Here is a 21,581-nt window from a genome sequence, read left to right on the forward strand (position 1 = left end):
TATTATTAAGCTCGATTGTGGTGATGGCGAAAACCCCGCCGTTGCCGACATGGAGTGCTGAAGATAAAGAGCGACTTCGCAAAGGAGAAATCGTGGTCGGTATTGGTTTACTCACTGATGCTTTAGAAAAGGAACAAGCAGAACAAAAACCGGCGGCAGTGGAGGTAATTATCGAAGCGGTGCAGGCGAAGCCGCAATTGCCCGGCATGGAGGAACTTTCAGGTGAGGCGGTAATTAATGCTGCGTATTTGGAAAAGTATTTTGGACAGCGGCCTGAAGGGGCACTGATTGATCCACAGCAATTGCTTAGTATGCAAGAGCGAGCAGATCTTAAGTATGCGCTAGATCAGCATAAGGAGGTTTCGGAAATTCCGATGTACGTCTACCTGTTCGATGCGAAGCAGCAATTGCCAGAAGGGTACACGCCGCAAGAGGTGTATGATAAGAGTTTTGTTGAAAATGAGGAACCAGTAGTACTTGTGTATTATTTCATGGGGGCTCCTAGTCGTTCTGAGTTTTTACTAGCAGGTGGTGCTAGTGAGGAGGTGCCTGAGTGGCAAGTTAGAGAATTACTGTGGAATTCTGCACATAAGGCAGGGGAAAAGTCTGATATATTTGACCAGTTAAATGGATTTGTTGGACAGTTGTCTATGCGGCTCTTTTGGGTGGAAGAAATCTTAAATGAGTTAAGGCATCAGTTCGTGCAAGCAGGGCCGGCAGCTGAAGAAGGTGAGTCGCAAACTCACGCTAAGACAGAAAAGCTAAAAGAAGTGTGGGACTCGATGTTAGCTCCGCACGTAATGGACGTACTAATGTATGTTCTGATAAGCTTGTTGGCTGCGGGAGCAGTTTTCTTAATCGTTTATACCCGACGATATCGTTTCCCAGAGAACCCGTCACCGCAACGTTTGGGGGGAGCTGTGGGGGGTAAAAGTGGAGGGCTGTTACGTTATCGGGACGCTCGAGTGCCACCTTCGATGCAGCGCAAACAATTCGAGAAAGATTTTCTCTAATTTATTAGAATTGGTGCAATATTGATGATTCAGTAGGTTATAAATTTATTTTAAACAAGGGTTTTCTGTTAGGTTCTAAAATAATTTGCGCAATTAAGTATTGAAGACATAGTGACTGTGTTCCCGCAAGGGGACGAGACGATCCGATAGGTCAAATTTGTTCTTATAGGTTAGGGGGTTTCCTATAGAGCATTCTAGCGGGTCGTCTTTTTTGTTTTAAGGCTCTCTTTAATAGTTTTCATCGGATGTTTTCCAAAGAGTAATTTTAAATGTTTATTTGAAATATTCATGAATTGTGAGTGTTGTAGTATCAAGGGTTAGCGCGGATTGACTATTTTGAGGAATAATCAAAAAAAGGTTGCTAAATAAAATAAATGAGACATTATTGTCACGTCTTCGCAAGGAGACCGAGACGATCCGATAGGTCATAATACTTTTTTAGGTTAGGGGGTTTCCTATAGAGTATTCTAGCGGATCGTCTCTTCTATTTTTAGGTGTGGCTGGTAGTTAAGAATTGTTGAAATGGGGTGTTGATTGGAACGCAAGCTTGGCTAGTTTAGGAGTGATGCGATTCTTGAGAAATAGTTTATTAGCTGTAGTGCTTTTGTGTGCACCGGCTTGTGCTGAGCGTTTATATGTGAATGATAAGCGGTTTCCAGAGTCGCGACAGGATCTGATAGCGATACAGTCGTCATTGGTTGAGCATTTGGAGAAAGCACGAGAGGCGACTGTGTGTATTAAGTTGAAGCAGGGGTCGGGTTCTGGGGTGATTGTTTCAGCTGACGGCTTGGTGCTGACGGCGGCACACGTAGCTGGGGGAGTGAATAGGAGATTGACTGTGGTGCTTGAGGACGGGACGGAATACGAGGCTAAGTCGCTGGGGGTGAACGCTGACAATGATGCGGCAATGCTGCAGATAGAGGGACAGGAAGATTTGCCTTATGTGGAGATTGAAAAAAAGAGAGATTCGTTGAAGCCGGAGACAGAATTGGGTGATTGGGTTTTTTCGTTAGGACATTCAGGTGGGTATGATAAAGAACGAGGTTCAGTTGTTCGACTGGGGAGAATGGTGCGGGTGGCGAAGAGCACGGTGCAGTCGGATTGTAAATTAATAGGAGGCGATTCTGGAGGTCCTCTTTTTGATATGAATGGTACTTTGATAGGGATTCATAGTCGGGTTGGACGTGTGCTGGAACAGAATATGCATGTTCCCATTCAAGTTTTTCACAAGTACTGGGGTGCCCTAAGCGCTGGTGAATTCATCGGTTCAGGGCCATTTGCTGAAAAGCCAGTGCCGGGAACTGGGTTCTTAGGCTTGGCAGTGGAGGAGGTGGAGGGAGGATTAGAAGTGAGTAGAGTGGAGCCAAAGCAGCCAGCGCAGGTGGCTGGGATAGAAGTGGGTGATTTATTATTAGAGCTGGACGGGGTGGAATTGCAGAGTAGTTCAGATTTGAAGGAACTGATGGCAAAACGATCCGCTGGAGATTTAGTGGAGGTGAGCTATAGTCGTGACGGGGAAGTGGTGGTGGAGGAAATTACTTTAGCCAAACGTTAAGCGGTGAAGCTGATTATTATGAAATTTTTCGGAACAATTTTATGCCTATGTGCAAGTCTATCCTGTTCGCAGATTTTGTTATTTGCGGGGCCTGCTTTACCGTCAGATGAACGAACCAATGGAAAGTCGCTGAGGCCAGCATTTGCTCCACAGCAGACGGCTCTTCAGGATTCTAGTGCAGTTCTTTACGATGGGTGGTTTAGTTTTAACTACGGCATTGTGGTATCTGAAGATGGTTATATTTTGGCAAAAGAAAGTGAACTGGCTGAGCGAGAGAGTGTTTCTGTTAGGATCGGTGAAATTCATTATACGGAGGTGAAGGTGATCGCGCGTAACCCTCGTTGGGATTTAGCTTTACTCAAAGTGGAGGCTTCAAATTTAACGCCGATTCGTTGGGCGGAGTCGAGCGCGTTACCTCAGGGAAGTTGGGTCGTGGCTAATGGTGCGACGAGCCGTTACAATAGACGGATCAATGTAGGGATCATCAGTGCGAAAAGCCGAGCTGTAGATGGGTTAGCTCCTGTGGTGTTAGGCATTCAGTTTACTGAAGACGAAAGTTCCTTGGTTGTTGATATAGTTACGAAGGATACTGGGGCGGAACTAGCTGGGTTGAAAAAAGGTGATGCGATTAAGAAGTTTGACGGAGTCGCAGTGATGGATCGTAACTCCTTGATTGATCTTATTCGCGACAAGATTCCTGGAGATGTTGCAGCGATAGAATTCGAGCGTGACGAGGAGATATTCAATGTCGAAGTGGAACTCATGGCCAGAAATGAGGCGTATGCTGATACACATGAATCGCGCAACGATGCGATGAGTGGGGATTTCTCTAAGCGACGCGATGCGTTTCCGAGAATTTTACAAACTGATATTCCTTTTAATGCGAGAACGATCGGTGGGCCATTATTGAATCTAGATGGCGAGTGTATTGGAATGAATATTGCGCGGGCCAATCGCGCTGAAAGTTTTGCGATTCCAGTAGAAGAGCTGAGGGAGGAACTCGCTGAGATGTTACCGCCTGTTCAATAAAAAATAGCTTCTACGTAGAACGCAGAAGCTATTTTGAAAGGGTGTGTTGATTAAGGGAGAACGCAGGTTTAGACGATGATCGTCTGTTCGCGCTCGGGGCCGTTGCCGATGAAGCTTACTGGTGCTCCAACGAGTTCGCTCAAGCGATTGAGGTAGTTCTTGGCGTTTTCAGGAAGGTCGTCCCAGCTGCGAGCTTTGGTGGTATCGGTCTGCCAACCTGGAAGTTCTTCGTAAATTGGCGTGGCCTTGTCCCAGCCATCGCGTGCTGCGGGTGGGAATTCGTGGCGTTCGCCTTCGATGTCGTAAGCGACACAGATCTTGAGAGTTTCTTTTTCATCGAGACCGTCGAGGATGGTGACTGCGAGGTCGGTAACGCCGTTGACCATGACAGCCATGCGGAGAAGTACGGTGTCGAGCCAACCACAGCGGCGTGGGCGACCAGTGGTGGCACCAAATTCCATTCCTTTTGAGTGGAAGTAATTGGTAATTTCTTCGTTCTCTGTCGGCATAGCTCCAGAGCCTACACGGGTGGTGTATGCTTTACAGACGCCGATGACTCGGTCGATGGCTGTTGGTGGTAGGCCAGAGCCTGTGCACGCACCGCCAGCAGTAGTGTTAGAAGATGTCAGGAATGGATAGGTGCCGAAGTCGATGTCGAGAAGTGAGCCTTGAGCTCCTTCGAAGAGGATGGTTTTCTTTTCTTTCCATGCCTTGTGCAGCGTAGGAATCACATTGGTAACGTGTGGAAGGAGACGGGCAATCGCTGGGCGAACCTCGTCGAGAACTTGGTCAGTTGTGAATGTTGGAAGACCGTAACGGGAGAGCGTGTCGTTAGCTTCTTCTAGGCGGATGTCGATGAGCTTACGGGCTGTATCTTCGTTTGTAAAATCAGCGAGGCGGAGTCCGATGCGGTTGGCTTTATCAGCGTAAGTTGGGCCGATGCCGCGCTTAGTTGTTCCGATTTTATTGTCGCCGAGAGCAGCTTCACGCGCTGCATCAAGTTCGCGGTGGTATGGCAGGACAACATGAGCGCGGTCCGAAATGAGGAGTTGCTCTGGAGTCACAGGAATACCTTGCTCTTCGAGAGTGGTGATTTCTTTACAAAGGCCAACAGGGTCCATGACGACGCCGTTTCCGATAACACAAGTTTTGTTTCCCCAGAGGATACCTGAAGGTACGAGATGGAGAATGTATTTTTTACCGTTGGCTATGACTGTGTGGCCAGCATTGTTGCCGCCTTGACCACGCGCCACGAGATCGGCTGATTCTGTAAGGTAGTCAACAATCTTGCCTTTGCCTTCGTCGCCCCATTGGAGGCCGCAGATGATAGTATTCATTGGGAAAGTTCTTCTTTAATTTTTGATAAGTTCGAGGCTCTGCTGAATTTGCGCGAACATGCGCTCGGCCTCTTGACTGTGTTGGAGGGCCATTTGTGTAATGACACAAAATGTGTCGCCATCTTGCTGAAAGGTGAAGAGGAGCGACTCGCTTGGAATATTATTTTTACTATATAGGATGTAGCGCCCGTTGCGAGGGGTGCCAAATATTGTCCGTTGGGCTGTCTTGTGGGTAAGCTCGGTAGCGCCATTCTCAAGATGCTTGAGTAAGCTCTGGTTCATCATTTCCCGCAGCTTTTCAGGGGTGACGGAATCACCGTGATTCTGAATGAGGAACTCGCTACCGTTAGAGTTCTTAATGCGCAGTGTTTTGATTTGTTCGCCTGTTACAGTGACTTTTTCGGAGTCACTATAGGTAAAGCGAAAGCCGTTCCCTTCGTATATTTGTTCAGCAAGTAGCGGACCAGAGAGGATCGCGTATGCGGAACAAAAAATGACGAAGTTGCGGAGCATTAATTAGCCTTGGAATTCTTCAATCATGGCCGCAAATTCGTCGAAGAAGTATTTAGCATCATTTGGTCCCGGAGCTGCCTCTGGGTGATACTGGACAGAAAATGCGGGGAACTTCTTGTGACGGAAGCCTTCAACGGTGTCGTCATTGAGGTTGATGTGAGTGATTTCTACATCGTCTGGAAGGGTGTCAGCGTCAGTGGCAAAGCCGTGGTTCTGAGCTGTGATAGAAATCTTACCCGTGCGGAGATCTTTAACTGGCTGGTTACCGCCGCGGTGACCGAACTTCAGTTTATAGGTTTTACCGCCAAATGCGTGAGTCAGAATTTGATGACCAAGGCAGATGCCAAAGATTGGCTTTTTACCGAGAAGTTTTTCGACTTCGGCGTGGATGTAATCGAGAGCAGCTGGGTCACCTGGGCCGTTAGAAAGGAAAATGCCGTCAGGATTGAGGGCGAGAACCTCTTCAGCACTGGTGCGGGAATTAACGACTTCGATGTCGAAGCCAGCTTGGCGCATGCTGCGGAGAATGTTGTGTTTGATCCCGAAGTCGAAAGCGACGAGCTTATATTTTGCTGGCTCGAGGTCTTCATAGTGTCCTTCACGGTCTTGTGATGGGCTTGGAATATTCCATAGGCGTGATTCACCGTCCCAGTGGTAGTTAGATTCGGTAGAGACTTCTTTTACGAAGTCTGAGCCTTCCATGGGTGCGGAGTCTTTCGCTGCCTGAATTGCTTCTTCGGCGGTAAGTTCGGTAGAGATGCAGCAACGCATAGCGCCTGCGGTGCGGAGGTGCTTGGTGAGCGCGCGGGTGTCTACGCCTTCGATGCCTAGAATCTTATGTTCAGTGAAATAATCACCGAGAGATTGCTGAGAGCGGAAGTTCGAAGCCACTGGAGAAAGCTCACCAATGACAAGTCCACGGACATGTGGCTGAGATGACTCAGCGTCCTCCGTGTTTATCCCATAGTTGCCTATGAGAGGGTAGGTCAAGGTGACGATTTGACCGCGGTAGGAGGGATCAGTAATGATCTCTTGGTAACCGGTCATTGAAGTATTAAAACAGATCTCACCAGTGGTAGTTCCAGTGTGACCAAATGCCTCACCTTCAAAGGTTCGGCCGTCTTCCAGTGCGAGTATGGCTTGGTTAGTAGCTTTCATAGGCGCCGTAGCTGGCGCACCCTAGGGGCCAAGTACCTGCTGTGCAAGCGGGAAGTATGTCGAATTTTTGGATTCTTTGAAAAGCCCAAAATTGTGGGGGATTTTCTAAGGGGGGCCACTGTGGGCTCACGGGCTATGCCGCTTCAATAATTATTCTATAAACCCAAAGCGAAACACTGATGATTGCCGCGAGGAGGAGAACGAAGAGTAAAGCGCTTCTAGCTTGATGACGACGTTCGTTTTTGAGTTCGCCTTTGGTGAGGCGGTTTGCGAAATCGTTCTCGCGCCTGCGCTGAGTGAGCTCATCGGGCGCGGGCATGGTTTGCAAGCGCTCTTGTTCTTCTTGCTGAAGCTTTTCAGGAGCTTCTTTAAGGAAGCTCTGGAGTTCATCAATTTGAGCTTGGAGCGCCTGCTTTTGGAGCTCGATCTCTGATAAATCTTTTTGTTTCTTTTTCGAGCCGATAGGCATTTTTAGTTAGTGAAAAAGTAAATGATGTAGGCGATAGCTGCAGCGATGATGAGGGGAAGGTTGAAGGCGAAGCCTTGTTTGAAGTGGCTAGTAAATTCACTCGGCGTGGAGCTAGCTTTCTTCGAAGTTTTTTTCGCGGGAGCAAAGACGCCTGATCGGCGGCCACCTTTGAAGTGTTCCATTGCTTCTTCGTATTCGTCTTCAGCTAAATCGAGGAAAGAGATAGCGCGCTTGAGTTCGCTTTTGAGCTCTTCGCGGGTCCAAGATTGTGGATTGATACCATCAATTTTTTGTTGGTGATCGGCGAAGCATTGGCGAGTTTGCTCGAGATCTTCCATTTCTTGGCGCATCTCGAAGAGTTCGCGGTCGATCGCTGTAAGGGAGGTTGCGAGGCGGTCGCTGATGTCATTTTGGCCAAGAAGGAATTCCTCTTTGCGCTCGTTGAGTTCTTCGAGTTCGAGCTTTTCTTGTTCGATGCGTTCTTGTTGAGCTTTGAGTTGTTCGAGCTGTTGTTGTGCTGCAACAAGCTTGCCTTCAAAATCTTCTGAGATTGGGGCGCTGCCACTCGTCGTGTCGGCACGCATTTCCATTTGGGTAGGGTTAGCTACGTTGAGTCGTTGGGCGCGTGTTTCAGTGAGACGTGACATAATGAGAAGAAGCGATTACTTAGGCAAGTAACTAGCAAAAGTGGTGGGTTTTGGCTAGGTATTTATTTAATATTTCTTGACTAATTCTTTCTAACTTAAGGTTTGGTGTTAGATGTGTCAAAAAAGTAGCTTTCGCCACTTGCCAGAAGGAGCGCTCTCTTTAAGTTAGATTATTATGTTATTACCGTCCTACCTGAAAGAGGAGATTATGCTTCAGCCTGAGAAACGTGAATTTCCTAAATTCTCTGTGAGCAAATTAATGCATACGGTGTTTGAACCGACGGAGGGCTGCCGAGTGTGTATTTTAGTAGATTTTGATGAGCCACAAAAGTGGATTAAGGATTTTGCTTTTTTAAAGGATGAGGAGTTTTCAGTGCAGCGGAAGGCTTACGAGAATTTTTACAAGACGTTTAAGAATGGAGTGATGGAGGAGCTGGGAATGAGTGGCGGGGAAATGTTTGCGTATTACTGTACGCACGGTTCGAATTTAGACCTTCGAGATGAATGTTTCGGCACAGATGGAAAGCAGCTTTCCTTAGATCGGGATATTTATTCAAAGTACGATATTGTGCTGTGTATTTCGACATGGAGTGCGACTGCACCGCTCACTGCAAAATGTAAGGAATATGGTTTCAGAGGAGCAACTATGCACGGGATGAATGATGTGATTTTGAATTCTGGTCTAGCAGTGGATTATGATGAGGTGTCTCGCGATGCTGAGAAGGTGCGTTTGGCGATGACGAATGCGGATTCGATAGAGATTGATTTTGCGCTAGAGGATGGACGTGTGTTGACGGCGTGGCTTGGACTGGATCAGCAGGATGCGCAAAAATCTCACGGACTGTGTAAGGGGCAAACTCCTGATGTGGCAAACCTTCCAGCTGGAGAGGTGTATTTTGTTCCCAATGATGCTCGCGGTGAGTTTCCGATGAAGTATGAAGATGGGACCTTGGGTGTGCTTACGGTGGAGGATCGAAATATTATTAAGTCTACCTTAATCGAGGGGAACCAAGCCACGATCGATGAGCACAATGCGAGGCTGGCGGATGATCCTATGACGGGGACTCTGGGTGAATTAGGTTTTGGTACTCAGGTGTTGCCTGTATCAGGGCAAGACATTCAGGATGAGAAGGTGTTAGGTACATGCCATTTAGCGACTGGGCGCGATGACCATCTCGGTGGAGACATTGTTCCAGAGATGTTTAAAAAACATGAGAATAGTACACACGATGATATTCTCTTTGCTCCGCACAAGACGCCGAACTTTGATATTAGTGAGGTGAGAATGCAGAGGGGGAGTCAGCGTGAGGTCATCATTCAGCACTTCCGTCCTAGTGCTTATATTATGAATGCTCTTTGTCGTTAGGTATCTCACATAGCGAAATGGCAGAATGAGTATCGAGAGGTGATTTGGCTTCTCGATGTTTTTGCATTTCGTATTAGAACTAGAAACTGAAAATATTCATGCAGGATTACGAATCAGAAAAGTTGCTCAATGAGTATTTATTGATGCATTATGGGAAAGACGAGGAGCGCATGCCGTGGACTATTGGAGGTCTGGGTTCATTAGACTTTGTGAGTCGCACGGTGGAGTTTTTTACGCCGAAGTTGGTTAATCTTTCACTCGACTTAGGTTGTGCGGTGGGGAGGACTAGTTTTTTGCTGTCGAAGACTTCTAAGAAGGTGATAGGAATTGATTTCTCTCAAAGTTTTATCGATGCGGCGAATGAGTTGAAAGAGAATGGAAAGAAGTCTTATCGCATTCATGAAGAAGGTGATGCATTTGTCGATGCTCTAGCAGAGCTTCCTGAGGGCGTGTCACCTGAGAAAGTAAGTTTCGCTCAAGGTGATGCGCTAGATCTTCCTGAAGGTTTTAAGGGCTTTGATCGCGTCCATGCGTCGAATCTGCTGTGCCGCTTGCCTGATCCTCAAGTTTTGTTAGATCGTTTGCCATCGCTAGTTGCTGAAGGTGGTGAAGTGGTTCTAGCGACTCCATTTTCGTGGATGGAGCAATATACAGCGAAAGAGAAGTGGCCTAAAGGTGATAGCTGGGAGTGGCTTGAGCGTGAGATGGGGAGGCAATTTTCACTCAGCTATGAAACTGATGAACCGTTTTTGATTCGAGAACACGGGAGAAAATTTCAGTTAGGCGTTTCGAAGATTAGTGTCTGGAAGAGATTGTCGTGAAGGGTTTACTCTTCTGTGAAATCTGATTGAGGATAAAAAATTAGTAATAAAAAAAGCCCATGCGGATGAGCGCATGGGCTTTTAGACTCTCTGTTAGGAAAGAAAATTACTTAGAGAGGTATTTGGACACACCAGCGTGGTCAGCGATCATTGCATCTTCACCTTTCTGCCAGTCCATTGGGCAAACTTCACCATTTTCTTCGAAGTGTTGGAGGGCGTCGATGACACGAAGACACTCGTTGATGGAGCGGCCGAGCGGCATGTCGTTAACAACTTGGTGGCGAACTACACCGTTTTTGTCGATGAGGAAGAGACCGCGGTAAGCAACGAGCTCTCCTTCGATTTCGATGTTGTCTTCGTCGTCGAGGACCATTTCACCAGCGAGAACGTCGTAGTCTTCAGAGATGGTTTTGTTGATGTCAGCTACGAGCGGGTAGGATACACCTTGGATGCCGCCTTGAGCTTTTGGAGTGTTGAGCCATGCCCAGTGAGAGAATTCAGAGTCAGTGGAACAGCCAACAACTTGCACGCCGCGAGCTTCGAACTGGGCGATTTCTTCTTGGAAGCGGTGAAGTTCAGTTGGGCAAACGAATGTGAAATCTTTTGGGTAGAAGAAGAGAACAACATACTTTTCGCCAAGGAATTGCTCGAGTGAGAATTCGTCGATGATGATTTCACCTTGGACTGCCTTAGCTTTGAAGGATGGAGCTTTTTTGCCTACGAGTACTGACATAATTTAGATGTGTTATTTTTTTTAATTAAAAGAAAGTGCACAGGTTAGCTGCGCTTGACGATGGGTGATTTAATAGGGGAGGGGATGTCGTGCAATAGCCGAGTAGTGACGAATTAGAAATAGTTTTTATTAGCGAAACTAATAACCCCATTCCGCAGTTGCGAAATGGGGTTGAGTGAAAGCTTTCTGTCTGGGCAATTAGTGCTTGGCAGCTTCGGCTGATTTTCCAGCGTATGCTTTATTGAATTCGCCGATGAGATCGTGGAGTTTCTGGGCGTTTTCCGGATCATCAGTTTGCTTACATTTCATCGCGTAGACGGTGATTTGGTGGAGTAAGGTGAGCTTCTTTTGGTAAGCATCGCGGTCAGCTTCATCGATTTTGATACGCTGAGCGAGGAAGTACTCGGCTACGGTGTCTTGGATGGATTGAGCATGTTGCTCTTTGTTATTTACCCAGCGGACGAGTTGGTTGGCATTTTTTGTAGGATCTTTTGAGAGTTCAGCAATTTGCTTCATGGCTTTAGCGATGGTTTCTTGGTCTTTGTGCATGGTGACGAAGACGTTGTCATCTGCGTAGATGCCACAAGGAATTTGGCAGTGGGCGGAGACAAGAGAGGAACTGGCTGCTGAGAAGAGTAAGCTGGCTGCTAGTAGTATTCTTTTTTTCATGATGTTTAATAGATTTCATTCATTGTACTACAATTTCGGTATTCTATCAGAAAAAATGTCTGATTTTTTAGATGGCTAGACTGGGTGCTGGTAGATTAGCCTATAGCTATGCCTTTAGTGCTAGCTGCGGGAGGGGATATACCTCCGTTTTTCATACTTTTGACGACTGTTTTGGTCGGTGTGGTTATCGTTTCTTTAGTTCTCGCGAAGTTCCGTCAATCGCTGTTAGTGGGGTACTTTTTATGTGGAGTGCTGATAAGTAACAGCGGCCTGTTAGAATGGGTGGGAGTTGAGCAAGTGGAGGTGATTGATGCGTTGGCTGAGATCGGGGTGGTGTTACTGTTGTTTACTCTAGGGATTGAGTTTTCGTTAAAGGAAATTAAGGCGCTTAGGAGGCCGGTGTTTGTGGGTGGAGGCTCGCAAGTGTTGTTGTGCTTGTTGGCTGGGATTGGTGGAGGGATGCTATTAGGTTTTAACCTTTCGCAAGGGGTCCTGCTAGGTTTTGCCTTTTCACTCTCATCGACTGCGGTGAGTATGAAAAGTTTTCAGGAGATGGGTTTACCTGAGAGTCCGCAGGCGAGGACGGCACTGGGGATGGCGATTTTTCAGGATTTAGCAGCGATTTTGTTTATGGTACTGATTCCACCTTTGTTGAGCAATGAAGGCGGGAGTGGCGCGGTGATCGCAGCGTTGATTAAGGGAGCATTATTTACTGCGTGTATTGTTGTGCTGAGTCGGCATGGATTTCCGCAGATGCTGGATGCAGTGGCGCGTACGCGGAGCAGAGAGCTTTTTACAATCACAGTGATTGGTTTGTGCGCTGGAGTCGCCTTAGTGAGTGGTTTGTTAGGCTTGAGCCCGGCGTTGGGTGCATTTGCTGCGGGGATTGTAGTAAGTGAGTCGATATACTCGCACCGAGTGCTTTCAGACATTTTGCCATTTAAGGATCTCTTTTTAACGGTATTTTTTGTTTCTGTTGGTCTGTTAATCGATATTGATGAAATGGCTGTGTACTGGCCTTCGATATTGGCAGCGACGGTGATTATTTTGTTGGTGAAAGGGGGAATTGTGGCGCTTGCAGCGCGATGGTCGGGTCTGCGAAAAGGGAGTTGGATGGTGACTTCTGCAGCGCTTTGTAGTACTGGTGAGTTTTCTATTGTCTTATTGAACAAAGCTGGAGAGTTTGATGCGCTATCGACGCGATGGGAGCAAATATTACTGGCGAGCACTGCGTTTTCGATGGGATTGGTGCCGACCTTAATGAAGCACAGTTTGAAGTGGGCGGATAATATTCGCAGGTCGAGTAGGGAGTTTTGTGGACAGACGCATGAGACTTTAGGAATTGGTGGGCAAGTGGAGAGTTTACGTGATCACGTGGTGATTTGCGGTTACGGTCCGGTGGGGCAGAATTTGCATCGTAATTTATTGGAGGCGAATGTTAAGGTGGTGGTATTAGAAACTAATCCAGAAACAGTGAAGCGGCTGCATAAGATGGGGGTGCTCTGTCTGTTTGCAGATGCAGCGGATAAGGAATCCTTGGAATTAGCGCACACTGAGCGCGCTCGCGGAATAGCATTTACCTTCCCTGATGAACAAGCGGTGTTGAAAGCGATGCATGGGGCGCAGGAGGTGAATCCAGAAATTAGGATTTATGCGCGTGCGAAATTTGTGGATCAAGCTGAGCGTTTGAAGGAAGCTGGAGTGCATTTCGTGTTGCATGATGAGGAGCAAAGTGGGCTGGCGATGATCACTGCGGTAATGCGATGTTACGAAGCGGACATTGAACCGACATGGAAAGTGTAGTAGGCTGGGCCTATTTATTTGATGTTTTCCATTAGCTAATTTGAGTTGATTCTGACTAAGAGCTGAGATAACGAAACGGCATGCAAGACGCACCATATCAAGTTCTTCTCTATTATTTGTATACAGATATTGAGAATCCAGAAGCATACCGAGATGCCCACAGATCTCTCTGTGAGTCGCTGGAGCTCAGAGGTCGTATTATTGTTGGTAAAGAAGGGATTAACGGGACTGTTTCAGGGACTGTTGAGAATTGTAATCAGTACCGTGAAGCTATGTTGGCGGATCCGGTGACGGCGGCGGTCGAGTTTAAGATAGACCCTGAGCAAGGGCATGTATTTCCTAAACTGTCAGTGAAGGCTCGAGAAGAGATTGTGACCTTGGGCTTAGGTGAGGAGGACTTTTCGCCGAATGAGTGCACAGGTAATTACTTGGAGCCTGCAGAGTGGAAGGAAGCGATTAAGGATCCTAATGCAGTGATCATTGATGCACGTAATGATTACGAGTGGGAGCTTGGGCGTTTTAAAAATGCTCTGCGTCCTCCAGTACCCGCGTTTCGTGATCTTCCCCAGTGGATTCGCGATAACCGTGAAGAGTTCGAAGGGAAGAAGATTTTGACATACTGTACAGGTGGAATTCGCTGTGAAAAGTTTAGTGGGTTTTTGGTGAAGGAGGGTTTTGAGGATGTGAGCCAGTTGCATGGAGGGATTGTCAAATACGGCAAGGATCCTGAGGCAAAGGGGGAAGATTTCGATGGACAGTGCTATGTCTTTGATGAGCGGATTGGAGTTCCGGTGAACCATGTCAATCCAGAGGTCGTTGCTCATTGTGTGAACTGTGGTGAGCCAAGTGAACGCTATGTGAACTGCGCCAACAAGATGTGCAATGCTCAGCATTTTTGCTGTGAGAAGTGTGAGGAAGAAAGTCTTCGTTGCTGCTGTGATGCATGTCGCGAAGTGTATACAGTGAAATACTCAGGAGTGAGTAAGTAGATTCTTTACCTTTTTGTGATCCCGTGCAGGTTCTTAACATGCCGCGCTTATTGCCACTTTTGTTAAAAATCAGTTTGCCGCTGATCGTGATTGACCAGATCACGAAGTGGTGGGTTGTATTGAATATGAAGCAGCCGTACTCGATCGTTGCTGAGTATCCATACACCCGTGTTTCTGTGCCTTTTAATGGGAAGTACTGGTTGGATAGCAGTGAGGTGGATCTCATTCCGGTGATCGATGGATTTTTTAATATCAGCAGGGTGCATAACCAAGGTGTGGCATTTGGTTTTGGAAATGGCTCAGCCTGGGCGCCGGTGGTCTTTTTAATTGTTCCCTTTATCGCTCTCACGGTTGTGAGCATTCTCTGGAAAAAAGGAGTGTTTGTGGGAATCGCAAAATGGTCGGCTCCCTTATTAGTGGCTGGAGTGATCGGCAATTTGATCGATCGTCTAACTCAAGGTTTTTTCTTGAAGGGTTACGAGAATGAGAGTTTCTGGACACGGCTTAGCGAAGGCTATGTGGTCGATTTCCTCGACTTCTATATTCCAGTGGTAAATTACCGATGGCCTTCATTTAATGTGGCTGATAGCTGCATTTGTATTGCAGCTACATTGCTATTTCTTTCGGCATTTAGGGCTGAAGAGCCTAATAAAGAAGCTTAGTAGTTTGCTTTTACCCACTCGACGGCTTGTGCACTGTCAGTGAGCTTTCCTTCGAGTTGCTCGGTTTGGACGGCTTGTAAGATTTCTTTGAATTGCGGTCCTGGTGAGTAGCCAAGTTGAATGAGATCCTGCCCTCTGACCAGTGGTTCTGGAATAAGTGGCTCGGCTGCAAATTCTTCTTCTTTAGCTCTTAAAAAATCATAGTTTTCGGTGATGCCATTGCTGCTAGCGCAGTCGACTCGATGAAGTTCCATCTCGAGTTCATAGGTTGGCCGAGCCATGAAGCGTTTCACCTTCGACTTTTTCATGAAGCGAACATTCATGAAGTTCATATGGTTGGCAACCATAGCGCAGACTTCTTCGATGGTTTTGTTAGAGTACTTGAGTCTTTTTAAAATAGTTTCGGCCATTTCAGCTCCGAGTGAATCGTGGCCACTGAAGCGGATTCGGTCTTCTTCAGGGTCGTAGGAATAGGTGGCTGGTTTTCCAATATCGTGAAGGAGAACAGCTAGAACGAGTTCGAGAGTTACTTCACCTTCGAGCATATCTAACATCATACATGTATGAACATAGACATCGCCTTCAGGATGGAATTGTGGTGGTTGTTCGCAGCCGATGAGGTTGAGAACCTCGGGCAGAAAGTGCTGAATAAGGCCTGATTTGACAAGAAGGTCGAGTCCTGCTGCGCGATGGGGAGAGAGCAGGATTAAGCTGAACTCTGCTTGGATGCGCTCGGTTGCAATATTCTTGAGAAGGTGCGCGTTAGATTGGATGGCCTGCCAGGTTTGCGGTTCGATCTCGAAATTTAACTTTGTGGCAAAACGAATGGCTCGCATGAGGCGCAGGGCGTCTTCGTCGAAGCGTTTATTGGGGTCACCTATAGCTCGAATGACTCTTTCCTCGATGTCAGATTGACCGTTTACGTAATCGATAATTTCACCTGAATTAGGAATTTGGAAGAGTCCATTGACTGTGAAATCGCGTCGGGATGCGTCTTCTTCTGGGGAGGAGAATGTGACTGATTCGGGTCTGCGGCCATCAGTATAAGAACCATCTGTACGGAAGGTAGCGACCTCGAAGGCGAAGCCATGATGTTTTACGAGGATGACGCCGAAATGGGCTCCGATAGAATCTGAGTTTGGGAAGAGTTGAAGAACTTGACTGGGAGTCGCCGAGGTAGCAATGTCGTAGTCTTTAGCTTCGATACCGAGAAGCTGGTCGCGCACGCAGCCACCTGCAAAATAGCAAGTGTGACCAGCTTTTGTGAGGGTGGTTGTAATGTCTTTGGCTGACTGAAATAACTGGTTCATTGAGCGGTGCGTGAGAAAGTGTGAGTTTTGCACATTTGGGTATTGCTTGCGGGCTTTGTCGAGATTGAATGTCTGCAATATGGTAATCGATTGGTCACAGCCAGTATTTGGGGTCGCAGTATTTCTACTAGGAGCTTGTATTGGCTCATTTTTAAACGTGGCTATTTATCGTTTGCCCAGAGGTTTGTCGGTCAATGAGCCGAAGCGTAGTTTTTGTCCTTATTGTAAGAAACAAATACCGATGTGGCGCAATATCCCTTTGGTGACTTGGCTGGTGCAGCGGGGGAAATGTGCGGAGTGTGATGCGCCGATTGCTGCACGCTATTTCATAGTCGAGTTACTCACCGCTTTAGTTTGGTTAGGTTGCTGGTTCGTCTTTCCTGATCCAGCACAGGCGGTTTTCTTCATGTTGCTGAGTGCTATCTTGATCACGATCAGTGCGGTGGACATCGAATTGATGTTAATTCCTCGGCAGCTTACGATTACAGGAACACTGTTAGGTCTGGGGATGGCTGCTTTGTGTCCAGAGTTTTTAGGTGAAGTTGTTTGGTGGAAAGGCTTATTGAAGTCTTTTTATGGTTTTGCCTTTGGCTGGGTTGGGTTGTGGTTGGTAGTTCTTTTGGGCAAGCTCGCGTTTGGGAAGCGCTCTTTTGAGTTTGACGAACCGACGGAATGGATGCTGCGCGAGCCTGAAACGGATGAAGAAGAGCTTTGTTTCGTAATCGGTGGTGAGCCGATTGGATGGTCAGATATCTTTTATCGTAAATCGGATCGTCTCTTGATAGAAGGCGTGGTGTACGTCCATGTTGATGGTGAGAGGCGTGATGCTGAAGTGATCGAAATTAAAGATAATATTGTTCATATCGATGGGGATGAATTTCCTATTGGATCGCTTAAATCGCTTGATGGTAAAGCGCGCAAGGCAATAGTTCCTCGAGAGGCGATGGGGATGGGAGATGTGGACCTGTTGGGGATGCTCGGAGCGTGTTTTGGTCCAGCTTCGTTGCTGTTTACGATCTTTGCGGCGAGTGTGGTGAGTATCATTTGGGCGGTGTTCAACCGTTTAGGTTTTGGCCGGCTCATGCCGTTTGGGCCCTCAATTATTGCTGGAGCAGTGTTGTGGGTGTTTTGGGGACAAGACCTGTGGCTATGGTATTTGCAGACGGTAGGGGTTTATTAAGAAAAAAGCGTTAGGTTGTGCACCTAACGCTTTTCAATTGAGCTTTCGTATTGTCGAACTTCTTACTTCGTCTTTTTAGCGGCAGCTTTTTTAGTAGCCTTTCTTGCTGACTTTTTGGCCGTTTTCTTAGCGGCTTTCTTTACTGACTTCTTCGAGGCTTTTTTAGCAGCCTTTTTGACTTTGCTTGCCTTTTTAGCGATCTTCTTCTTGGTTGCTTTTTTTACTTTCTTTGCAGTCTTCTTAGTTACTTTTTTAGAGGACTTTTTCGCTGTTTTTTTGCTAGTCGCTTTTTTAACAGTTTTCTTGGCAGACTTTTTAGCTACTTTTTTCTTCGCGGCCTTTTTGCTCACTTTCTTCGCTGTTTTTTTAGCGACCTTCTTTTTCGCTACTTTTTTAGAAGCGGTTTTCTTTTTAGGGGCCGACTTCACTTTGGCTGGTGTCGCCTTTTTTGTGGTAGTGGATTTCGCTTTTTTGGTTTTCTTTTTGGCTGCCATAGGAAGTTAGGGGCTGTTTTATTGATGTTTCTCAGCGCGCAATCTAAAATGCACGAAAGTATTGGTGTACATTAAAGCCTAAAAAACAGTCTGTTAGTCAAGGTGAAACTTTAGAAGCCTAAATCAAATATGTAGTTGTTAGGTTGTGATTGCTGGGGTGTTTTTAATTCTGTTAGATTTTTTTTGTCTAATTTATTGTCTTATTGGGTTGGGTGAATTTGGGGGATAATTGAGAGACTATCCTCCAGAACTTTGGGTTACTTGGGTGTCCGTTGAATAGGACTTTCCCTTGGTTGTTGATGAGAACGAGGGTGGGGATGTTTTGAATTCTCAATGATTGGGAAAGTGTATGCGCTTGGGTTTCTTTCACCCAGTTGCTGAGCGTTGAAATGTTAGAATCTTTGATCAATGCTTTGGCATCAGATTCTACGAGCTCTGCCTCTTCGGCTAGGATGCTTACGATATGAAAATTGTGTTTGAGAGCTTCAGCATTGGTGCGTTTATAGTCATCAATGGTTTCAACGAATTCTCTACTCCAGGGTGACCAAAAGTAGAGAAGGGTGGCCGTCTTGTCTTTCTCAAAGAGTGTAGATGTTTTTTCGTCAAAGAGGTTTGGAAGAGTTTGGCTGGTATCGAGAGTGAGTTTAGCCATTGCTTGGTCGAGTTTAAACTCTTCGATATGTTGGGAGAACGCGCTGGCTTGTCGTGGGCTGAGCCAGAATGCTTCCGTTATAGACTTTTTAAAATTCGGGAAATCTTTTTGGTGAAGAGCCTGAAGAGCTTCACAGTATTTGGTGATGGCGAGCCAGTCGTCTTCGAGTGTAAAGATTTCGGAGTGGCTTGCTGAAAATTTTATTTGTTTGAGAGCGGGAGTAAGTTCTGCGAGTTCTTGATAGTCTTGGCGGTCGACGTAGTAGAGGAATTTCGCTTCTAACAACGCCTGAGGAGGGAGGTTTACTTTTTGAGCTTTCTTGAGCGCTAGAGAAAATTCTTGAGAGTCACGTGTTGTGAAAAGCTCCTGGAGTAGTGATTGGTCGGGGCTCTGAGCTTTAAGCTGAATAGTAAGAGAGCTGGCAATGATTATACTGAAGGTTTTCTTCATTAGATTATTCGGTAGCAGAAAACAAAAAAGGTGACGAGAATGGATCTCGGCACCTTTGTATAAAATGAATTATTTAGGAAGTTATTTAGTTATTCGGGATCTGGATGGTTTCACCGACGCGGATGTTGTTTCCAGAGATGCCGTTAGCTGCTTGGATTGCTTCGACGGTAGTGTCGTAGTCACGGGATAGTTTCCAGAGGCTGTCACCAGGCTTCACAGTGTATGGAAGTGTGGATCCAGCAGTGGGAGCATTGACAGCTGGGGCGCTGTACGCAGTGGAAGGTGCAGGGCTAGCTGAAGGAGATGGAGGTGAGTATGAGTTAGGAGCAGCTGGTTGGGTAGGTGGGAGTGTGTTGCCTACACCTGGTAATTGTTGGTAAGGAGCGGTGTTACCAGTTTCACCATTTGATTGTGGAACTGCGTATGGGTTTGTCGAAGGGACTTGATTAGCCGCAGGAGCTCCGTAGGGGTTGCTAGTCTGGTTGCTACAAGAAACGAGAGCAACGAGTGAGGCCGAAAGTGAGAGGGCTGTTAGAGTTTTCATTACTGAGTAGTTTAGCATTAAGTTCTTAGTTGTAAACGATGCTCTAGCAAAAAAACTTTCAATTATTAGAGGGGAGTTTGAAAAAGTCTGAGACGCTAGTTTCCGTATTTAGAGCGAGTTCTTCGAGAGTTTCATTGCGGGCGGCAGCTAGGCTTTTTGCGATGAGATGAGTGAATGCGGGTTCGTTTCGTTTTCCGCGGTGAGGTGCTGGAGCTAAGTAGGGTGAGTCAGTTTCTAACATGAATCTGCCACTTGGAGCGGCCATGGCTGCGCCGAGGCTGTCTTTGGCGCTTTTGAAGGTGGAGATGGCGGTGAATGAAATATATCCGCCGAGTTTAAGAATAGGTTCGGCATTTTCCCAGGGGCCAAGAAAACAATGAAAGACGGCTCGGACGTCGTTTGCAAACTCGCTATAGATTTCAAGTGCATCGTCGAGTGATTGTTTACCGCTTTTGTCACGGGTGTGGATGACGATGTTTTTGTTTAATTCTTTGGCGAGTTCGAAGTGCTGGCGAAGAAATTGTCTTTGCCGCTGGTGGTAGTCGTTTTCAGTCCAGCCATCGGGGGCGGGGTGGAAGTAATCTAGACCAGTTTCACCGATGGCTACGCATTTTGGGTGAGTGGCGAAGGTGTGGAGAGTTTCGAGGTAATTGTCTGGTGTTTCATGGACATCGCAAGGGTGAATACCGATCGCGCAAAAGACCTCAGGGTATTTTTCAGCAATTTGAATATTGGTAGGACAATCTTCAAGCGAAGTGGCGAGAGTGATCATCCGGTGAATACCGTTGTTTTTTGCGTTCGCGACAATGGAGTCTAATTCTTCTGCAGAAAATTTGTGGGAAGCTAGATGGCAGTGAGAGTCCGTGAACATCTTTTATGCTTTTATGTATTTGATGAGAGCTCTAGCGCATATTTTTTCATCTGAGCGGACATGAGGTTGAGGGCGTTTGCGCGAGTGGGAGCGAGGTGTTCCTTAAGTCCGGTTTTGTCGATGAAGCTCATGTCGGCTGTGAGAATGGCATCAGGTTTTTCTCCATCGAGGATTCGGATAAAGAGGGCGATCATGCCCTTGGTGATGAGGGAGTCTGAGTCAGCGAAGAAACGGATGTGGCTGTCTTCGATTCTGGCGTCAAGCCAGACTTGAGATTGGCAGCCTTTGATGAGGCGGTCTTCGGTATGAAGGGCTGGATCCATGGCTGGCAATTGTTTTCCGAGCCCGATGACGTACTCGTAGCGTTCGGTCCAGTCTTGGAAGAGGTTGAGTTCGTCGAGAAGTTGTTGTTGTTTGTCTGCGATGCTCATAGCTTGAGTATTCAGTAGTAAGTTAGATGGTAGAAGTTAGGAAATGACAGTAGCTGTTGCTGTTCCGGAGGTGAAGCAGGAGGTGTCTTGGTATTTTCTTTTACGGTAGGCGAGAGCGACCAAGGTTCCATCGATTTCGCAAATGCTAGTAATTGAGCCAGCTGGTTTTTCAGGAGTCGCTGCTTCACAAAGTAGAGGGCTGCCAGCGTCGACAGCTTCACTGAGTTCTAGCTGAACTAGGTGGCGGTTGGTTTTGCCAGCGGAGCGCATGCGTGAGATGACTTCTTGGCCAGTGTAGCATCCCTTGGTGTAAGAAATGGCGCGAGCTTCTAAACCTGCTTCGGGTGGCAGAGTTTCATTGTCGAGTTCTGCTCCCCATTTCGGAATGGCTTGTGAGATCCGTGCTTTTTCGAATTCTTCGAGTTTGAGAGTAGTTTGTGGTGAAGTACCTTTTGGGAGTAATTGGTCGAAGCCTGTTTGGCCTATTCGATTACAGCTCCATCCGCTATTGGTGGTGAGATCTCCAAGAGTGTGGAGAATATCGTGTTGCTCAGTCACGTCGGTGAGTTCAGCATCGTCGGCGATGATGTAGCGGTCTAGGCGGGTGAAGAGGTCCTCTCTTAGTTCAAGTGGGCAATCGATTAAGAGGCTGTCTTGATGTCGGCGGATGAAGCAATCGCCATCGAGCTTGCCTTTGAAGTTGGTGATTAAGCCGTAGACTGCTTCTTTTTCGGTGGCTAGAGCGACATCCTGAGTGCACTGACCATTAAGGTAGCGTTGTGCATCTGGCCCAGAAAGTTGGAAAATGGCTCGTTCGAGCAAGATGGAACTATCAGCTGGAAGCTCGTAGGGAAGCATGTGCTTAGCTCAGCACAGGGACGACGA

23 protein-coding genes are annotated in these 21,581 nt (G+C 46.9%); 9 read left to right on the forward strand and 14 right to left on the reverse strand.

Going from position 1 to position 21,581, the window contains the following annotated elements; genetic code table 11:
• Nucleotides 1–23: 23 nt before the first annotated feature.
• The 3 genes from ACFPK9_RS13745 (at nucleotide 24) to ACFPK9_RS13755 (ending at nucleotide 3,597) form a co-directional block, all read left to right on the forward strand.
• A complete protein-coding gene (locus ACFPK9_RS13745) occupies nucleotides 24–1,013 on the forward strand; it encodes a hypothetical protein (RefSeq protein ID WP_377095547.1) in 990 nt (329 codons plus the stop codon).
• A 637-nt stretch (nucleotides 1,014–1,650) separates the two neighbouring features.
• Nucleotides 1,651–2,568, forward strand: a complete 918-nt coding sequence (locus ACFPK9_RS13750; protein WP_377095549.1) for a S1C family serine protease — start codon at nucleotides 1,651–1,653, stop codon at nucleotides 2,566–2,568.
• An 18-nt stretch (nucleotides 2,569–2,586) separates the two neighbouring features.
• Nucleotides 2,587–3,597 carry a S1C family serine protease gene (locus ACFPK9_RS13755; RefSeq protein WP_377095551.1) on the forward strand — a complete coding sequence of 337 codons (1,011 nt, stop codon included), beginning with the start codon at nucleotides 2,587–2,589 and terminating at the stop codon, nucleotides 3,595–3,597.
• Nucleotides 3,598–3,665: 68 nt separating this feature from the next.
• Here the strand turns inward: ACFPK9_RS13755 and ACFPK9_RS13760 are convergent, their stop codons facing one another.
• The 5 genes from ACFPK9_RS13760 to ACFPK9_RS13780 all read right to left on the reverse strand — a co-directional run bounded on the left by ACFPK9_RS13760 (nucleotide 3,666) and on the right by ACFPK9_RS13780 (nucleotide 7,721).
• The gene (locus ACFPK9_RS13760) at nucleotides 3,666–4,934 is read right to left on the reverse strand and encodes an adenylosuccinate synthase (RefSeq protein WP_377095553.1); all 1,269 of its coding nucleotides are present in this window, start codon (nucleotides 4,932–4,934) and stop codon (nucleotides 3,666–3,668) included.
• A gap of 15 nt (nucleotides 4,935–4,949) precedes the next feature.
• Nucleotides 4,950–5,447: a hypothetical protein gene (locus tag ACFPK9_RS13765; protein ID WP_377095555.1), complete on the reverse strand. Its 498-nt coding sequence runs from the start codon at nucleotides 5,445–5,447 to the stop codon at nucleotides 4,950–4,952.
• A 3-nt stretch (nucleotides 5,448–5,450) separates the two neighbouring features.
• Nucleotides 5,451–6,605 (reverse strand): glutamine-hydrolyzing carbamoyl-phosphate synthase small subunit, encoded by a 1,155-nt coding sequence (gene carA / locus ACFPK9_RS13770; protein ID WP_377095557.1) that lies wholly within the window; start codon nucleotides 6,603–6,605, stop codon nucleotides 5,451–5,453.
• A 133-nt stretch (nucleotides 6,606–6,738) separates the two neighbouring features.
• Complete coding sequence (locus ACFPK9_RS13775; protein ID WP_377095559.1) at nucleotides 6,739–7,074, reverse strand: hypothetical protein; 336 nt, start codon at nucleotides 7,072–7,074, stop codon at nucleotides 6,739–6,741.
• Between the two features lie 2 nt (nucleotides 7,075–7,076).
• Nucleotides 7,077–7,721, reverse strand: a complete 645-nt coding sequence (locus ACFPK9_RS13780) for a hypothetical protein (RefSeq protein ID WP_377095561.1) — start codon at nucleotides 7,719–7,721, stop codon at nucleotides 7,077–7,079.
• A 175-nt stretch (nucleotides 7,722–7,896) separates the two neighbouring features.
• On the opposite strand from ACFPK9_RS13780, the gene ACFPK9_RS13785 reads away from it, so the two are divergent.
• Complete coding sequence (locus ACFPK9_RS13785; protein ID WP_377095563.1) at nucleotides 7,897–9,087, forward strand: M29 family metallopeptidase; 1,191 nt, start codon at nucleotides 7,897–7,899, stop codon at nucleotides 9,085–9,087.
• 98 nt (nucleotides 9,088–9,185) lie between these two features.
• Nucleotides 9,186–9,908 carry a putative 4-mercaptohistidine N1-methyltransferase gene (locus tag ACFPK9_RS13790; RefSeq protein WP_377095565.1) on the forward strand — a complete coding sequence of 241 codons (723 nt, stop codon included), beginning with the start codon at nucleotides 9,186–9,188 and terminating at the stop codon, nucleotides 9,906–9,908.
• A 106-nt stretch (nucleotides 9,909–10,014) separates the two neighbouring features.
• On the opposite strand, the gene ACFPK9_RS13795 is transcribed toward ACFPK9_RS13790, so the two are convergent.
• Together ACFPK9_RS13795 and ACFPK9_RS13800 are read right to left on the reverse strand one after the other, a co-directional pair.
• Nucleotides 10,015–10,641: a peroxiredoxin gene (locus tag ACFPK9_RS13795; RefSeq protein ID WP_377095567.1), complete on the reverse strand. Its 627-nt coding sequence runs from the start codon at nucleotides 10,639–10,641 to the stop codon at nucleotides 10,015–10,017.
• Between the two features lie 198 nt (nucleotides 10,642–10,839).
• Nucleotides 10,840–11,310, reverse strand: a complete 471-nt coding sequence (locus ACFPK9_RS13800) for a superoxide dismutase [Ni] (protein ID WP_377095569.1) — start codon at nucleotides 11,308–11,310, stop codon at nucleotides 10,840–10,842.
• 108 nt (nucleotides 11,311–11,418) lie between these two features.
• Between ACFPK9_RS13800 and ACFPK9_RS13805 the strand changes: the two genes are divergently transcribed.
• The 3 genes from ACFPK9_RS13805 to ACFPK9_RS13815 all read left to right on the forward strand — a co-directional run bounded on the left by ACFPK9_RS13805 (nucleotide 11,419) and on the right by ACFPK9_RS13815 (nucleotide 14,764).
• Nucleotides 11,419–13,113, forward strand: a complete 1,695-nt coding sequence (locus ACFPK9_RS13805) for a cation:proton antiporter (protein ID WP_377095571.1) — start codon at nucleotides 11,419–11,421, stop codon at nucleotides 13,111–13,113.
• Between the two features lie 80 nt (nucleotides 13,114–13,193).
• On the forward strand, nucleotides 13,194–14,102 hold the full coding sequence (gene trhO / locus ACFPK9_RS13810; RefSeq protein ID WP_377095573.1) for an oxygen-dependent tRNA uridine(34) hydroxylase TrhO: 909 nt from the start codon (nucleotides 13,194–13,196) through the stop codon (nucleotides 14,100–14,102).
• 38 nt (nucleotides 14,103–14,140) lie between these two features.
• The gene (locus tag ACFPK9_RS13815) at nucleotides 14,141–14,764 is read left to right on the forward strand and encodes a signal peptidase II (protein ID WP_377095575.1); all 624 of its coding nucleotides are present in this window, start codon (nucleotides 14,141–14,143) and stop codon (nucleotides 14,762–14,764) included.
• Here ACFPK9_RS13815 and ACFPK9_RS13820 read toward each other — a convergent pair.
• A complete protein-coding gene (locus tag ACFPK9_RS13820) occupies nucleotides 14,761–16,074 on the reverse strand; it encodes a CCA tRNA nucleotidyltransferase (protein WP_377095577.1) in 1,314 nt (437 codons plus the stop codon). The genes ACFPK9_RS13815 and ACFPK9_RS13820 overlap by 4 nt on opposite strands.
• Before the next feature lie 79 nt (nucleotides 16,075–16,153).
• Between ACFPK9_RS13820 and ACFPK9_RS13825 the strand changes: the two genes are divergently transcribed.
• The gene (locus ACFPK9_RS13825) at nucleotides 16,154–17,254 is read left to right on the forward strand and encodes a prepilin peptidase (RefSeq protein ID WP_377095579.1); all 1,101 of its coding nucleotides are present in this window, start codon (nucleotides 16,154–16,156) and stop codon (nucleotides 17,252–17,254) included.
• Between the two features lie 62 nt (nucleotides 17,255–17,316).
• Here ACFPK9_RS13825 and ACFPK9_RS13830 read toward each other — a convergent pair whose 3' ends face one another.
• The 6 genes from ACFPK9_RS13830 to ygfZ form a co-directional block, all read right to left on the reverse strand.
• A complete protein-coding gene (locus tag ACFPK9_RS13830) occupies nucleotides 17,317–17,748 on the reverse strand; it encodes a hypothetical protein (RefSeq protein ID WP_377095581.1) in 432 nt (143 codons plus the stop codon).
• 187 nt (nucleotides 17,749–17,935) lie between these two features.
• Nucleotides 17,936–18,850 (reverse strand): thioredoxin family protein, encoded by a 915-nt coding sequence (locus ACFPK9_RS13835; protein WP_377095583.1) that lies wholly within the window; start codon nucleotides 18,848–18,850, stop codon nucleotides 17,936–17,938.
• An 85-nt stretch (nucleotides 18,851–18,935) separates the two neighbouring features.
• The gene (locus ACFPK9_RS13840; protein WP_377095585.1) at nucleotides 18,936–19,394 is read right to left on the reverse strand and encodes a LysM peptidoglycan-binding domain-containing protein; all 459 of its coding nucleotides are present in this window, start codon (nucleotides 19,392–19,394) and stop codon (nucleotides 18,936–18,938) included.
• Between the two features lie 58 nt (nucleotides 19,395–19,452).
• Nucleotides 19,453–20,265 carry a TatD family hydrolase gene (locus ACFPK9_RS13845; RefSeq protein ID WP_377095587.1) on the reverse strand — a complete coding sequence of 271 codons (813 nt, stop codon included), beginning with the start codon at nucleotides 20,263–20,265 and terminating at the stop codon, nucleotides 19,453–19,455.
• A gap of 11 nt (nucleotides 20,266–20,276) precedes the next feature.
• Nucleotides 20,277–20,696 carry a SufE family protein gene (locus ACFPK9_RS13850; protein ID WP_377095589.1) on the reverse strand — a complete coding sequence of 140 codons (420 nt, stop codon included), beginning with the start codon at nucleotides 20,694–20,696 and terminating at the stop codon, nucleotides 20,277–20,279.
• A gap of 36 nt (nucleotides 20,697–20,732) precedes the next feature.
• Nucleotides 20,733–21,554 carry a CAF17-like 4Fe-4S cluster assembly/insertion protein YgfZ gene (gene ygfZ, locus ACFPK9_RS13855; RefSeq protein ID WP_377095591.1) on the reverse strand — a complete coding sequence of 274 codons (822 nt, stop codon included), beginning with the start codon at nucleotides 21,552–21,554 and terminating at the stop codon, nucleotides 20,733–20,735.
• Between the last annotated feature and the right edge of the window lie 27 nt (nucleotides 21,555–21,581).

Source organism: Rubritalea spongiae (assembly GCF_042652385.1).
GTDB lineage: Bacteria > Verrucomicrobiota > Verrucomicrobiia > Verrucomicrobiales > Akkermansiaceae > Rubritalea > Rubritalea spongiae.